Raw genomic sequence first — 12,710 nt, 5'->3', positions numbered from 1 at the left:
GCGGGGCAGAGAGGTGATTCTTGTGCGGCGCACTGCCGGAAAATGCAGAATCTGTAGCAACCAAGTACCACACGCAGGGGAAAACCCGCTCCGGCGGCAGGCGACATTTTTTTAGAATCGGTGCACCCCTGTGGGGCTTGCAATCGTCTACATTCATTGACCGCGAATGGGTGTGTTGCACGTATTGCCCAGCCGCTGCGTCATTGACGTATTAACTTCACCATATCGTTCGGAGAGAAATCCATGGATCGTCGTTCCATCATCAAGCAAGCCGGTATCGCCGGTGTGCTCGCCGCGGGCGTCGCACCCGCAGTCCATGCCCAGGCCGCGGTGCGCTGGCGCCTGGCATCGAGCTTTCCCAAATCGCTTGACACGATCTTCGGCAGCGCCGAGAAACTGTCCGCGGCCGTCAAGGCCATGTCGGGCGGCAAGTTTGAAATCTCCGTGCACCCCGCTGGCGAACTGATGCCCGCTTTCGGCGTGGTGGATGCGCTGCAGGCCGACACCATCGACATGGCGCAGACCGCCGCCTACTACTTCACGGGCAAGGATGCGATCTTCGCGTTCAGCTGCGCGGTGCCGTTCGGCCTGACCACGCTGCAGATGAGCGCCTGGAAGGATCACGGCAATGGCCGCAAGCTGCTGGATGGCTTCTTTGAAAAATACAACTTCCGCACGTTCAGCGCGGGCAACACCACGACCCAGATGGGCGGCTGGTACCGCAAGGAAATCAAGGGCGTCGACGACCTGAAGGGCCTGAAGATGCGCCTGGGCGGCGGCGTGTTCGGCGAAGCCATGGCCAAGCTGGGCGTGGTCGGCCAGAACATGCCTGCCGGCGACGTGTACCAGGCTCTGGAGAAGGGCACGCTGGATGCCGTGGAGTTCGTCGGCCCCTACGACGATGAGAAGCTCGGTTTCAACAAGGTTGCGCCTTACTACTACTATCCCGGCTGGTGGGAAGGCTCCGCCGATCTGGAATTCTTCGTCAACCTGAAGAAGTTCAACGAGCTTTCGCCCGAAAACAAGGCCATTCTGGAGGCCGCCACCCGCTGGGCCGCCATGGACATGACGTCCAAATACCAGGCGGTGAACCCGATCGCCATCAAGCGCCTGGTGGCCAACAAGACGCAGTTGAAGGCCTTCCCGAAGGCCGTGATGGATGCGGGCTTCAAGGCGTCGATGGAAGTGTTCGGCGAACATGAAGCGAAGTCTCCGGAGTTCAAGAAGATCCACCAGGACATGCGCGCGTTCCAGCGCGACCAGATCCTGTGGAACCGCTTCTCGGAGTTCCCGTTCAACCAATACATGAACTCCGTGAAGATCTGAGTTTTCCCGGATTCTTTCAAGCAAAAAAAGCGGTGGGCGTGAAGCCCACCGCTTTTTTTCATTGTGCGGCGCGGCCTCAGGATTTGGCTGAACTGCTGCCGAGCGCGTCGACCGTCGCCTTCAGGTCGCGGGTGCGCTGCAGGTCCAGCGCCGTGGTGCACAGCATCCGTCGATCGGGGGCGGATTTCTTGCCGCTCGCTGCTTCGGACTGGAATTCGCACTGGTGCTTGCGGTACTGGCGGTAGTGCGCATTCGCCTGGCTGAGCTGTTGCAGGGCCGCCGTACGGTTGGCGTGCAGTTCCCGCCTGATGGCTGCGGCCAGCAGCTTTTCCGCGGACTCCATGTCCTTGCCGGCCTGGATGGCCTGTTCCTTGATGCAGGCGCGAACGTTTTCGTGGTTGAGGCGGGAGTAGCAGGTGCTTTCCGCCTGGGGATCTCGTTGCGCGATGGCGGACACGGGCAGCAGCAGGGCTGCGGAAACTAGCAGGAACTGGGCGAGCATGATGAACGGCATCGTACCGCCGATGCCAATGCCGAGTCTGCCGCAGGGCGGTTGGTTCTCGTGGGCTTTGGGGCCGCGCCAGCCATGAAAAAGGCCGGTCAGCGCGCTGGCTGTCCGGCCTGGTGAGGATTACGGCATCGCTGATGCGATCGGCGATGCCGTGATGTGGCGGTTATTGGGCCGAGCTGGCTGCGCCGGCGGATTCCTGAAGCGCCTTCATCGGATCGTCAGAGCCGTAGCCGCCATCGGCGGGCGCGGAGCTGTCCGGCGCGGCCGCATCGGAAGCTCCGGCTCCCGGCTCTCCCGCGCCATAGGTTTCCGCATCCGAGCCGCTTCCGTAGTCTTCGCTGTCGTTGAGCTGCTGCAGCATCTCTGCGCCCACGGAATTCATGTCGACCACCGCGGCCTTGTCCAGCGCGCCGGTGACGATGCCGGGGAAGGCAATGAGCGTACCCACCATGACCAGCTGGATCAGCACGAATGGAATGGCGCCCTTGTAGATCTGCATCGTCGTCACCGGCTCGATCACCTTGCCCGTGATGCGATCGATGTATTGCTTCTCCGGCGCGACCGAGCGCAGGAAGAACAGCGCGAAGCCGAAAGGCGGATGCATGAACGAGGTCTGCATGTTGACCGCCAGCAGCACGCCGAACCAGATCAGGTCGATGCCCATCTTGTCGGCCACCGGGCCGAGCAGCGGCACGACGATGAAGGACAGCTCGAAGTAGTCCAGGAAGAACGCCAGGAAGAAGATCATGACGTTCACGACGATCAGGAAGCCCACCTGGCCGCCGGGCAGGCCGGTCAGCAGATGCTCCACCCATTTGGGGCCGTCGGCGGCCTGGAATACCAGGCTGAAGGTGGTCGCGCCGATCATGATGAACATGACGAAGCTTGCCAGCCGGGTGGTGGAAGCCAGCGCCTGCTTGAGCAGCGCCATGTCGAGGCGGCGGCGCACGAAGCCCATGACGAGCGCGGCCATGGCGCCCATCGCGCCGCCTTCGGTCGGTGTGGCGATGCCCAGGAAAATCGTGCCCAGCACCAGGAAGATCAGCAGCAGCGGCGGGATCAGCACGAACGTCACGCGCTCGGCCAGCCTGGAGAGCAGGCCCAGCTTGAACAGCTTGTTGAGACTGGCGATGACGAAGGCAATGAACGTGCCGCCGCACATGGCGGTGACGACCTTTTCGTCGGTGGGAACCTGCAGGACTTCCTTGCCTTGCCACCACGTGTGAACCTCGGCCATGTGGGCGGCCAGCAAGATCGCCACGCCGGTGGAAATGGCCATCACGATGGCCAGCGACGCGTAGCCGGAGCTGCCGTCGTCCTCGCGGTAGATGCGGGCTTCGGGCGGCAGGGCGGGAACCGCCTTCGGCTTGAAGATGGCGAGAGCCACCACCCAGAGGACATACATGCCCATCAGCATGAAGCCGGGAATGAACGCGCCCTTGTACATGTCGCCCACGCTGCGGCCGAGCTGGTCGGCCATCAGGATCAGCACCAGCGACGGCGGGATGATCTGCGCGAGCGTGCCCGAGGCTGCGATCACGCCGCTGGACAGCGAGCGGTCGTAGCCATAGCGCAGCATGATGGGCAGGGAGATCAGGCCCATCGAAATCACGGATGCGGCCACCACGCCGGTGGTCGCGGCCAGCAGGGCTCCCACGAAAATGACGGCCAGCGCCAGGCCGCCGCGCAGCGGGCCGAACACCTGGCCGATGGTGTCGAGCAGGTCCTCGGCCATGCCGCTTCGCTCCATGATCAGCCCCATCAGGGTGAAGAAGGGAACGGCGAGCAGCGTGTCGTTGGCCATGATGCCGATGAGGCGCTGCGGCAGCCAGGCCATCACGGAGGATGGGAATACGCCGAGCTCGATGCCGAGGAAGCCGAACGTCAGGCCCGCCGCGCCCAGGCTGAAGGCCACCGGGAAGCCCAGCAGCAGGAACACGACCAGCCCCGCGAACATGAACGGGGCGTAATTGTTTGCAATGAATTCCATTTGAGTGAGGCTCCTGCCGCGATCAGTGCTTTGCAGGAGCAGCCACGGAGGCCGCTGCTTCAGCTTGTTTGCGTTCGGCTTCGGCGCGCAGGGCTTCGGCCAGTTCTTCTTCGGCGCTCTTGTCGGTGAGCTTGCCCATCGGATCCGGCCCGTCCCCCGTCAGGAAGGCGATGCGCTTGATGAGCTCGGAGATGCCTTGCAGCAGCAAGAGCGTGATGCCCACGGGGATCGCGGCCCACACCGGCCAGCGGATCAGGCCGCCTGGGTTGCCCGACATCTCTCCCGATTCATACATCTGCAGGACCACGGGCATGCTCAGATAGAGGATGGTGATGCACAGCGGTGTCAGGAAGAATGCGAAGCCGATGATGTCGATCCAGATCTGCGTCTTTTTCGACAGGCGGCTGTTCACCACGTCGATGCGCACGTGCTCGCGGTGCAGCAGCGTGAAGCCGGCCGCGATCAGGAAGGACCATGCGAAGAGATACCACTGGACTTCGAGAAAGCCGTTCGAGCTGTAGTCGAATACTTTTCGGATGATTGCGTTGACTGCGCTGACGAAGGTGGCCGCGAAAATCAGCCAGATCGAGTATTTACCGACAAAGGCGTTGAGCCGGTCGATGGCTCTTGATAGATTTAATAAAGCCTGCATTGGGTCTCCGGGGAAAGGCTCGGTTAACGAGACACGGCCGTTCCTCCTCGATCAGAGGTGAGGGCGGCCGTGTAACGTGCGTTGCAATTGTAATGAGCAGTTTAGGCGGGAGCTTGCTCAAACATGACAGAGCATTCCCCTATGCAGGGCTGGGCCCGACCGTGTCTTGGCGGGGCAATGGTTGCCGCTCGCTCAGTCCAGCAGCAGCACGGCCTTGACCTGCGCATGCACCGTGTCGCCTACCGAGAGCGCGAGCTGCCTGCGCGAGCGCCTGGTGATGCGGGCCAGCAAGGTGATGCCCGAGGCGTCCAGCGCGACGAGCATCTGGCCCGGAGCCTCGTCGCTGATCGAGGTGATGCGCGCGGGCAGCGTGTTCAGGATGCTGCTGTCGTCGCCCGCCGGGATGCGGGCGAGGCTGACTTCGCGCGCCATGATGCGCACGCGCATGGCTTCCCCGATGGGATGCGGCCGTGGCGTGGGCAGATACAGCGGGCCGGCCGGGCTGTGCAGCGTCAGCAACTGGTCCGCTTTGTCGTAGCCGGCCACCGTGGCGTCGATGAGTGCGCTGGCCGTGTCGCCGTGGGCGAGCGGCAGGTCCAGGCGCGACATGAGTTCATGCGTGGGGCCGCTGGCAAGTATGCGGCCTGACTCCATCAGCACCATGTGGGTTGCAAGGCGTGCGACTTCGTCGGCGCTGTGGCTGACGTAGACGATGGGAATGTCCAGCGAGCGATGCAGGCGGTCGAGGTAGGGCAGTACTTCCTGCTTGCGCTGCGCGTCCAGCGCCGCGAGCGGCTCGTCCATCAGCAGTATGTGCGGGCTGGCCGCCAGAGCGCGGGCGATGGCCACGCGCTGGCGCTCGCCGCCGGAGAGCGTGTCGGGATGGCGCTGCAACAGCTGCGCGATGCCCAGCAGTTCGACGGCCTGTTCGAGCGCCACGCGGCGCTCGCCGGCGGGCGTGCGCCGCAGGCCGTATTCGATATTCTGTCCCACGCGCAGGTGGGGGAACAGGCTGGCTTCCTGGAACACGTAGCCGAGCCGCCGCCTGTGCGTGGGCAGCCAGATGCCGCGCGCGTCGTCCTGCCAGGCCAGGCCGTTCACGAGCATGGAGCCGCTGGCGCGCTCCAGGCCCGCCATCGCACGCAGGCAACTGGTCTTGCCGCAGCCGGAGGGGCCGAACAACGCGCTCACGCCGTGGCCCGGGAGATCGAGATCGACATCCAGCTCGAAGCTCGCGCGCGCCAGTTTGAAGGAGGCGCGCAGGCGCTGTGCGTCTGCGGATGGGTGCGTGCTGTTCATGCTCGGGACTGCGGGCGTTGCAGAAGATGAATGGCCAGAAGCACGATGAACGAGAACACCACCATGCCCGCGGCGAGCCAGTGGGCCTGCGTGTATTCGAGCGCTTCGACGTGATCGTAGATCTGGACCGACACAACGCGGGTCTGGCCGGGGATGTTCCCGCCCAGCATCAGCACCACGCCGAATTCGCCCACTGTGTGCGCGAAGGTCAGCACACCGGCGGTAAGAAATCCGTTGAGGGCCATGGGCGCGCCGACGGTGAGAAAGCGGTCCAGCGGCGCGGCCCCCAGCGTCGCGGCGACTTCCATGGGGCGCCTGCCCAGCGACTCGAATGCGCGCTGCAGCGGCTGCACGGCAAACGGCAGCGAGTAGATCAGCGAGCCCACCAGCAATCCCCTGAAGGTGAAAGGCAGCAGCTTCAGGCCCATGGACTCCATGAGCTGTCCCACGAAGCCCTGCGGCCCGAGCAGTATCAATAGATAGAACCCGATCACCGTGGGCGGCAGCACCAGCGGCAGCGAGACCACGGCGGAGATGGGAGCACGCCAGCGCGAGCGCGTATGCGCGAGCCACCATGCCAGCGGGGTGCACAGCAACAGGAGCAAAAGCGTCGTGAGCCCGGCAAGCTCCAGCGTGAGCAGTACGGCCTGCCAGTCGTCGGCGGTGAAATGCATGGCGGTAGGCGCGGGAAGAGGCCCTGAGGTCGGCGTTATGGTGTCTGGGTGGAGGGCGGATCAGTCGTCCGCGATGCGCGGCATCCCTTATCCGCGGTGCTCGAGGATAAGGGATGGAGGGTGCGTGGGAAAGCGGGCTCCCCCGCCGTCAGAATCCGTAGCCGTAGGTCTTGATGACGGCGCGGGCTTCGTCGCTCTTGAGGTACTTGAGCAGCTCCTTGGCGGTGTCGTTGTTCTCGCCCTTGTTCAGCAGGACGGCGTCCTGGCGGATCGGCTCGTGCATGCTTTCGGGAACGATCCAGTACGAGCCCTTGGTGACCTTTCCGTCCGTCATCACCTGTGAGAGCGCGACGAAGCCCAGCGGCGCATTGCCGGTGGCGACGAACTGGTAGGTCTGGCCGATGTTCTCGCCGGTCACGATACGCGGCTTGATGGAGTCGGTCAGCTTGAGGTGGTCGAGCGCCTGCATCGCGGCGGCGCCATAGGGCGCGAGCTTGGGGTTGGCGATGGAGATATGGTCGAACTGGGTATTGAGCACCTTGCCTTCGCTGTCGACGTAGTTGTCGCGCGGGCTCCAGAGCACCAGTTGGCCGATGGCGTAGGTGTAGCGCGTGCCCTTCACGGCCTTGCCTTCGTTTTCGAGCTTCTCGGGCGTCGTGTCGTCGGCGGCCAGCAGCACGTCATAGGGCGCGCCGTTGACGATCTGCGCATAGAACTTGCCGGTTGCGCCGGAGGAGATGACCACCTTGTTGCCGGTCTGCTTCTCGAACATCGCGCCCAGTTTCTGCATGGGGGCGGTGAAGTTGGCAGCCACTGCCACGGCGACCTCGCCGGCGTGGGCCGCAGGCAGCAGCGCCAGCGCGAATGCGGCCTGGGCAATCAGCTTGAGGGAGAAAGACGGACGGAAGCTTGGGAGTGACATGCGATGTTCCTCGTATCGTTATTCAACATTTGAACAGCGAAGAGTATAGGTGAAGCGCACGGAAAAGGGCATGATCCGCTCCATGCAGAACACTCACCGTGAACCCTCATTCGTGCAGGCGCTGGGGCATGTGCAGTCCGACCGGCGCATCGACATTCTTCGCCAGATCGGCGAACTCGGCTCCATCTCCAAGGCGGCCCGGGCCGTGGGCGTGAGCTACAAGGCGGCGTGGCAGGCCGTCGATACGCTCACCAATCTGGCGGGCGTGGCGCTGCTCGACCGCGCGGTGGGCGGGCGCGGCGGCGGCGGCGCCAGGCTGACGCAGGCGGGCGAGCAATTGCTGCAGGCGGCGCAGGCGCTCAGGAATGCGCGCAGCAGCGCCGTCGAGCAGATGCACGGCCAGTCGGAGCCGCACGCGGCGACAGCGCAGCGCCTGGCGGTGCGCACGAGCATGCGCAATCAATGGCCCTGCATCGTCAGGGAGATGGATGCACAGGGGCAGATCGTTCGTGTCTATCTTGAAAGGGCGGCCTCTTCGCAGTTCCAGGTCTGCGCGCGCATCACGCGGGAAAGCACTGAATTGTTGGGTCTGCAAAGGGGGATTGCGGTGCAAGCGCTGTGTAAGGCGACCGCCGTAAGCGCGTTACCGGCAACGCACGGTCAGGAGGCGGACGGCGTGAATGCCTGGACAGGATCGGTGGCGCGGGTCTCGCGTGGAAACCTGGGTGACGAAATCTCGGCGACCCTCGCCGGAGGCTTGCAGATAGTGGGTTTCTCGGAGCCCGGCGCGGGTTTGCGGGCGCGCTCCAGGGTGGTCATGCGGGTGGATGAATCGGCCGTGGTGATCGCATTGAGCTGAGAAATTTTTTTGATGCGCGTTGGGATTGACTTGGGCTGAGTTGATGTTCTGTGGGCGGCATTTGCGGGGCGTTGGCGGGTAGGCGTAAATACATAGGCATTTCTCCCAGTTCCTCCAAATGGAATGCCACCATAGGATGCGGTGCAACATAACCACCGAGACAAGGGTGCATGCCGCCACGGCGTCACATGCGCTGGTTGCCATGAGCGACTTTATTCTGGAAACATCACACCTCACCAAGGAATTCAAGGGTTTCACCGCTGTCAGCGATGTGAACCTGTCTGTGCAGCGCGGCTCGATCCATGCATTGATTGGCCCCAACGGCGCAGGGAAGACCACCTGCTTCAACCTTCTCACCAAGTTTCTTGAGCCCACGTCCGGGACCATCAAGTTCAATGGGCAGGACATCACCCGCGAGGCACCCGCGCAGATCGCGCGGCGCGGCGTCATCCGCTCCTTTCAGATCTCCGCCGTCTTCCCCTATCTCACGCTGATGGAGAACGTGCGTCTGGGCCTGCAGCGCCAGTTGGGCAATTCCTACCACTTCTGGCAGAGCGAGAAAAGCCTCGACCAGCTCAATGGCCGCGCAATCCAGTTGCTGGACGAAGTGGGGCTTGCCGACATTGCCGACGAGGTGACGGTGAACCTGCCCTACGGACGCAAGCGCGCCCTCGAGATCGCCACCACGCTGGCGATGGAGCCCGAGTTGATGCTGCTTGACGAGCCCACGCAGGGCATGGGCCACGAGGACGTGGACCGTGTCACGCAGCTCATCAAGAAGGTGTCCGCGGGCCGCACGATTCTCATGGTCGAGCACAACATGAAGGTGGTCTCCACCATTGCCGACCGCATCACGGTGCTGCAGCGCGGCGCCATCCTGGCCGAAGGGCCGTATGAAGACGTATCGAGGAATCCGCAAGTGATGGAAGCCTACATGGGCACGACAGATTCTGGCCAATTGCAAGGGGCGCATTGAGATGAGCGCAACGCCCGCATTGGAAATCAAGGGCCTGCAGGCCTGGTATGGCGAATCGCATGTGCTGCACGGCGTCGATATGGTCGTGCAGCCCGGCGAAGTGGTCACGCTGCTGGGCCGCAACGGCGCGGGGCGCACGTCCACCATGCGCGCCATCATGGGGCTCACGGGGTCGCGCAAGGGGTCGGTCAAGGTCAACGGCGTCGAGACCATCGACATGCCGACGCACCGCATCGCGCACCTGGGCGTGGGATATTGCCCGGAAGAGCGCGGCATCTTCTCCAGCCTCTCGACCGAGGAAAACCTGATGCTTCCGCCGGTGCTCAAGACCACCAGGCAGGGCATGTCGGTCGAAGAGATCTATGCCATGTTCCCCAACCTGGCCGAGCGCAAGAACAGCCAGGGAACACGCCTTTCGGGCGGCGAGCAGCAGATGCTCGCGGTCGCCCGCATCCTGCGCACGGGCGCCAACCTGCTGCTGCTCGATGAAATATCCGAAGGCCTCGCGCCGGTGATCGTGCAGGCGTTGGCGCGCATGATCATCATGCTGCGCGAAAAGGGCTACACGGTGGTGATGGTGGAGCAGAACTTCCGCTTTGCCGCGCCGCTGGCCGATCGCTTCTACGTGATGGAGCATGGCCAGATCGTCGAAAAATTCGGAGCATCGGAACTGCAGACCAAGATGCCGGTGCTCAATGAATTGCTGGGCGTTTGATACCCCGAACGCCACAACCCCAACGAAATCATCAATTTCTGGATAGAAGTTCAAATCGAAGGAGATAGTAATGAAGACAACTCTCAAAACTCTCGTATGCGCGCTGGGCGCAATGGGTCTGGCGTCCGCGGCCGTGCAGGCGCAGGAAAAGGTGAAGATCGGCTTCATTACCGACATGTCGAGCCTGTACGCCGACGTGGAGGGCAAGAACGGCGCGGTCGCCATCCAGATGGCGATCGATGACTTCGGCGGCAAGGTGCTGGGCCAGCCGATCGAGCTGATATCCGCCGACCATCAGAACAAGGCGGACATCGCCGCTTCCAAGGCGCGTGAGTGGATCGACACCGCGGGCGTGACCATGCTGTTCGGCGGCACCAACTCCGGCACGGCGCTGGCCGCGGCCAAGGTGGCCCAGGAAAAGAAGCGCGTGTACTTCAACAATGGCGCGGGTTCGTCGGCGCTGACCAACGAGCAGTGCAGCCCCTACACCGTCCACTACGCCTACGACACCGTGGCGCTGGCCAAGGGCACGGGCGGCGCGGTGGTGGAGCGCGGCGGCAAGACCTGGTTTTTCCTGACGGCGGACTACGCTTTCGGCCATGCGCTCGAAGCGGACACCACGGCCGTCATCAAGGCCAAGGGCGGCCAGGTGCTGGGCTCGGTCAGGCACCCGCTGAACGCGTCGGACTTCTCTTCGTTCCTGCTGCAGGCGCAGAATTCCAAGGCGCAGATCCTCGGCCTGGCCAACGCTGGCGGCGACACCATCAACGCCATCAAGGCGGCCAAGGAATTCGGCATCAACAAGACCATGAAGACCGCCGGCCTGCTGGTGTTCCTCTCCGACATCCACTCGCTGGGCCTGAAGAACACGGAAGGCCTGCTGCACACCACCAGCTGGTACTGGGACATGAACGACGAGTCGCGCAAGTTTGCCGAGAAATTCTTCGCCAAGACCAAGCGCATGCCCACCGACATCCACGCCGCCGACTACTCGGCCACGATGAATTACCTGAAGGCTGTCGCGGCAGTGAAGACCACCGACGCCGACAAGGTCATGGCCGAACTCAAGAGCAAGCCGCTCAAGGACTTCTACGCCTCCGGCACGATCCGCCCGGACGGCCGCTATGCGCACGACATGTATCTCGTCGAAGCCAAGGCGCCAGCCGAATCCAAGAAGCCCTGGGATTATCTGAAAGTGCTGCAGACGCTGCCGGCGGATACGGTCTGGACCACCAAGGCCGAATCCAAGTGCGCCTTGTGGAAGTGATTGCCTGAAGCAGGACTGCCGTCCGCCCAGTTCCCGGGCTGACCGATGAAGCGCCAGGGGGGGCGCATCGGTCAGCCATGATCGCCGGTTCCATCCTCACGTCAAAAACCATCAGGAGACACAATATGCAGAGGAAGAGCAAGAAGTTCACCGCATTGGCCACCGTACTTGCAACGGTGGGGCTTTGTTCCCAGGCGTCGCTGGCGCAGGAGAACAAGGTCAAGATCGGTCTCATCACCGACATGTCGAGCCTGTATGCCGACGTGGAGGGCAAGAACGGCGCGGTCGCCATCCAGATGGCGATCGATGACTTCGGCGGCAAGGTGCTGGGCCAGCCGATCGAGCTGATATCCGCCGACCATCAGAACAAGGCGGACATCGCCGCTTCCAAGGCGCGTGAGTGGATCGACACCGCGGGCGTGACCATGCTGTTCGGCGGCACCAACTCCGGCACGGCGCTGGCCGCGGCCAAGGTGGCCCAGGAAAAGAAGCGCGTGTACTTCAACAATGGCGCGGGTTCGTCGGCGCTGACCAACGAGCAGTGCAGCCCCTACACCGTCCACTACGCCTACGACACCGTGGCGCTGGCCAAGGGCACGGGCGCGGCCGTGGTGGACGCGGGCGGCAAGAGCTGGTTCTTCCTGACCGCGGATTACGCCTTCGGCCATTCGCTGGAAGCCGACACCTCCGCCATCGTCAAGGCCAAGGGCGGCCAGGTGCTGGGCGCCGTGCGCCATCCGTTGAACGCGTCGGACTTCTCGTCGTTCCTGCTGCAGGCGCAGAACTCCAAGGCCCAGGTCCTGGGGTTGGCGAACGCCGGTGGCGACACCATCAACTCGATCAAGGCGGCCAAGGAGTTCGGCATCGGCAAGACGATGAAGCTCGCGGGCCTGCTGATTTTCTACAGCGACGTTCACAGCCTGGGCCTGAAGACCACGGAAGGCATGCAGTTCACCACGAGCTGGTATTGGGATCTGAACGACGATACGCGCAAGTTCGCCGACAAGTTCATGGCGAAAACGCAGCGTCGCCCCACGGAAATCCAGGCGGCGGATTACTCGGCCACCATGAATTACCTGAAGGCGGTGGAGGCGGCCAAGTCCACCGATGCGGACAAGGTGATGGAGGCCTGGCGCAACATGAAGATGAACGATTTCTTCGGCCAGGGCTACCTGCGCCCGGACGGACGTTATGTTCACGACATGTACCTCATGCAGGTGAAGGCGCCCTCCGAGTCGAAGGGCACCTGGGACTACTACAAGCTGATCAAGAAGTTGCCGGGCGAGCAAGTGTTCGCCACCAAGGCCGAGAGCAAGTGCGCTCTCTGGAAATGAACCGGCAGCAGGGCTGAACCATTAATTTTTGCTACTCATGGATATCTTTGGTGTTTCCTTGCCGGCCATGTTGAGCCAGCTCCTCCTGGGGCTGGTCAATGGCTCGTTTTACGCGATCCTCAGTCTGGGCCTGGCCGTGATCTTCGGCCTGCTCAACGTGATCAACTTCGCGCACGGCGCGCTGT

The 12,710-nt window shown here is 63.2% G+C and carries 12 protein-coding genes and 1 pseudogene; 7 read left to right on the top strand and 6 right to left on the bottom strand.

Annotated elements, in window-relative coordinates:
• Positions 1-243 precede the first annotated feature (243 nt).
• The gene (locus ABWP92_RS13420; RefSeq protein WP_353235892.1) at positions 244-1,326 is read left to right on the top strand and encodes a TRAP transporter substrate-binding protein; all 1,083 of its coding nucleotides are present in this window, start codon (positions 244-246) and stop codon (positions 1,324-1,326) included.
• A 76-nt stretch (positions 1,327-1,402) separates the two neighbouring features.
• On the opposite strand, the gene ABWP92_RS13415 is transcribed toward ABWP92_RS13420, so the two are convergent.
• From ABWP92_RS13415 to modA, 6 genes are all read right to left on the bottom strand, one after another.
• Positions 1,403-1,828 carry a lysozyme inhibitor LprI family protein gene (locus ABWP92_RS13415; protein ID WP_353235891.1) on the bottom strand — a complete coding sequence of 142 codons (426 nt, stop codon included), beginning with the start codon at positions 1,826-1,828 and terminating at the stop codon, positions 1,403-1,405.
• Positions 1,829-2,000: 172 nt separating this feature from the next.
• Entirely contained in the window at positions 2,001-3,827 is a 1,827-nt protein-coding gene (locus ABWP92_RS13410; protein WP_353235890.1) for a TRAP transporter large permease, read from the bottom strand.
• Positions 3,828-3,849: 22 nt separating this feature from the next.
• Entirely contained in the window at positions 3,850-4,479 is a 630-nt protein-coding gene (locus tag ABWP92_RS13405; RefSeq protein ID WP_353235889.1) for a TRAP transporter small permease subunit, read from the bottom strand.
• A 192-nt stretch (positions 4,480-4,671) separates the two neighbouring features.
• Positions 4,672-5,778 (bottom strand): molybdenum ABC transporter ATP-binding protein, encoded by a 1,107-nt coding sequence (modC, locus tag ABWP92_RS13400; RefSeq protein ID WP_353235888.1) that lies wholly within the window; start codon positions 5,776-5,778, stop codon positions 4,672-4,674.
• Entirely contained in the window at positions 5,775-6,452 is a 678-nt protein-coding gene (gene modB / locus ABWP92_RS13395) for a molybdate ABC transporter permease subunit (protein ID WP_353235887.1), read from the bottom strand. The genes modC and modB overlap by 4 nt, the downstream gene beginning before the upstream one ends.
• Before the next feature lie 148 nt (positions 6,453-6,600).
• Positions 6,601-7,374, bottom strand: a complete 774-nt coding sequence (modA, locus tag ABWP92_RS13390; protein WP_353235886.1) for a molybdate ABC transporter substrate-binding protein — start codon at positions 7,372-7,374, stop codon at positions 6,601-6,603.
• A gap of 82 nt (positions 7,375-7,456) precedes the next feature.
• Here modA and ABWP92_RS13385 point away from each other — a divergent pair, with 82 nt between their 5' ends.
• From ABWP92_RS13385 to ABWP92_RS13360, 6 genes and pseudogenes are all read left to right on the top strand, one after another.
• Positions 7,457-8,233 (top strand): TOBE domain-containing protein, encoded by a 777-nt coding sequence (locus ABWP92_RS13385; RefSeq protein WP_353235885.1) that lies wholly within the window; start codon positions 7,457-7,459, stop codon positions 8,231-8,233.
• Between the two features lie 202 nt (positions 8,234-8,435).
• A complete protein-coding gene (locus ABWP92_RS13380; protein WP_353235884.1) occupies positions 8,436-9,209 on the top strand; it encodes an ABC transporter ATP-binding protein in 774 nt (257 codons plus the stop codon).
• A 1-nt stretch (position 9,210) separates the two neighbouring features.
• Entirely contained in the window at positions 9,211-9,924 is a 714-nt protein-coding gene (locus ABWP92_RS13375) for an ABC transporter ATP-binding protein (RefSeq protein ID WP_353235883.1), read from the top strand.
• Positions 9,925-9,994: 70 nt separating this feature from the next.
• The gene (locus ABWP92_RS13370) at positions 9,995-11,191 is read left to right on the top strand and encodes an ABC transporter substrate-binding protein (RefSeq protein WP_353235882.1); all 1,197 of its coding nucleotides are present in this window, start codon (positions 9,995-9,997) and stop codon (positions 11,189-11,191) included.
• Positions 11,192-11,316: 125 nt separating this feature from the next.
• Positions 11,317-12,525: an ABC transporter substrate-binding protein gene (locus ABWP92_RS13365; RefSeq protein WP_353235881.1), complete on the top strand. Its 1,209-nt coding sequence runs from the start codon at positions 11,317-11,319 to the stop codon at positions 12,523-12,525.
• Positions 12,526-12,562: 37 nt separating this feature from the next.
• Positions 12,563-12,710 (top strand): annotated as a pseudogene (locus ABWP92_RS13360) (branched-chain amino acid ABC transporter permease); the annotation flags it as partial.

This window comes from Diaphorobacter ruginosibacter (assembly GCF_040396215.1).
GTDB lineage: Bacteria > Pseudomonadota > Gammaproteobacteria > Burkholderiales > Burkholderiaceae_C > Diaphorobacter_A > Diaphorobacter_A ruginosibacter_A.
The sequence above is the reverse complement of the archived record's forward strand: the minus strand, read 5'-3'. Positions and strand labels throughout refer to the sequence as shown.

Coding starts and splice junctions, on each gene's coding strand:
- ABWP92_RS13420 (WP_353235892.1), top strand. CDS start 244: ATGGATCGTCGTTCCATCATCAAGCAAGCCGGTATCGCCGGTGTGCTC.
- ABWP92_RS13415 (WP_353235891.1), bottom strand. CDS start 1,828: ATGCTCGCCCAGTTCCTGCTAGTTTCCGCAGCCCTGCTGCTGCCCGTG.
- ABWP92_RS13410 (WP_353235890.1), bottom strand. CDS start 3,827: ATGGAATTCATTGCAAACAATTACGCCCCGTTCATGTTCGCGGGGCTG.
- ABWP92_RS13405 (WP_353235889.1), bottom strand. CDS start 4,479: ATGCAGGCTTTATTAAATCTATCAAGAGCCATCGACCGGCTCAACGCC.
- modC (WP_353235888.1), bottom strand. CDS start 5,778: ATGAACAGCACGCACCCATCCGCAGACGCACAGCGCCTGCGCGCCTCC.
- modB (WP_353235887.1), bottom strand. CDS start 6,452: ATGCATTTCACCGCCGACGACTGGCAGGCCGTACTGCTCACGCTGGAG.
- modA (WP_353235886.1), bottom strand. CDS start 7,374: ATGTCACTCCCAAGCTTCCGTCCGTCTTTCTCCCTCAAGCTGATTGCC.
- ABWP92_RS13385 (WP_353235885.1), top strand. CDS start 7,457: ATGCAGAACACTCACCGTGAACCCTCATTCGTGCAGGCGCTGGGGCAT.
- ABWP92_RS13380 (WP_353235884.1), top strand. CDS start 8,436: ATGAGCGACTTTATTCTGGAAACATCACACCTCACCAAGGAATTCAAG.
- ABWP92_RS13375 (WP_353235883.1), top strand. CDS start 9,211: ATGAGCGCAACGCCCGCATTGGAAATCAAGGGCCTGCAGGCCTGGTAT.
- ABWP92_RS13370 (WP_353235882.1), top strand. CDS start 9,995: ATGAAGACAACTCTCAAAACTCTCGTATGCGCGCTGGGCGCAATGGGT.
- ABWP92_RS13365 (WP_353235881.1), top strand. CDS start 11,317: ATGCAGAGGAAGAGCAAGAAGTTCACCGCATTGGCCACCGTACTTGCA.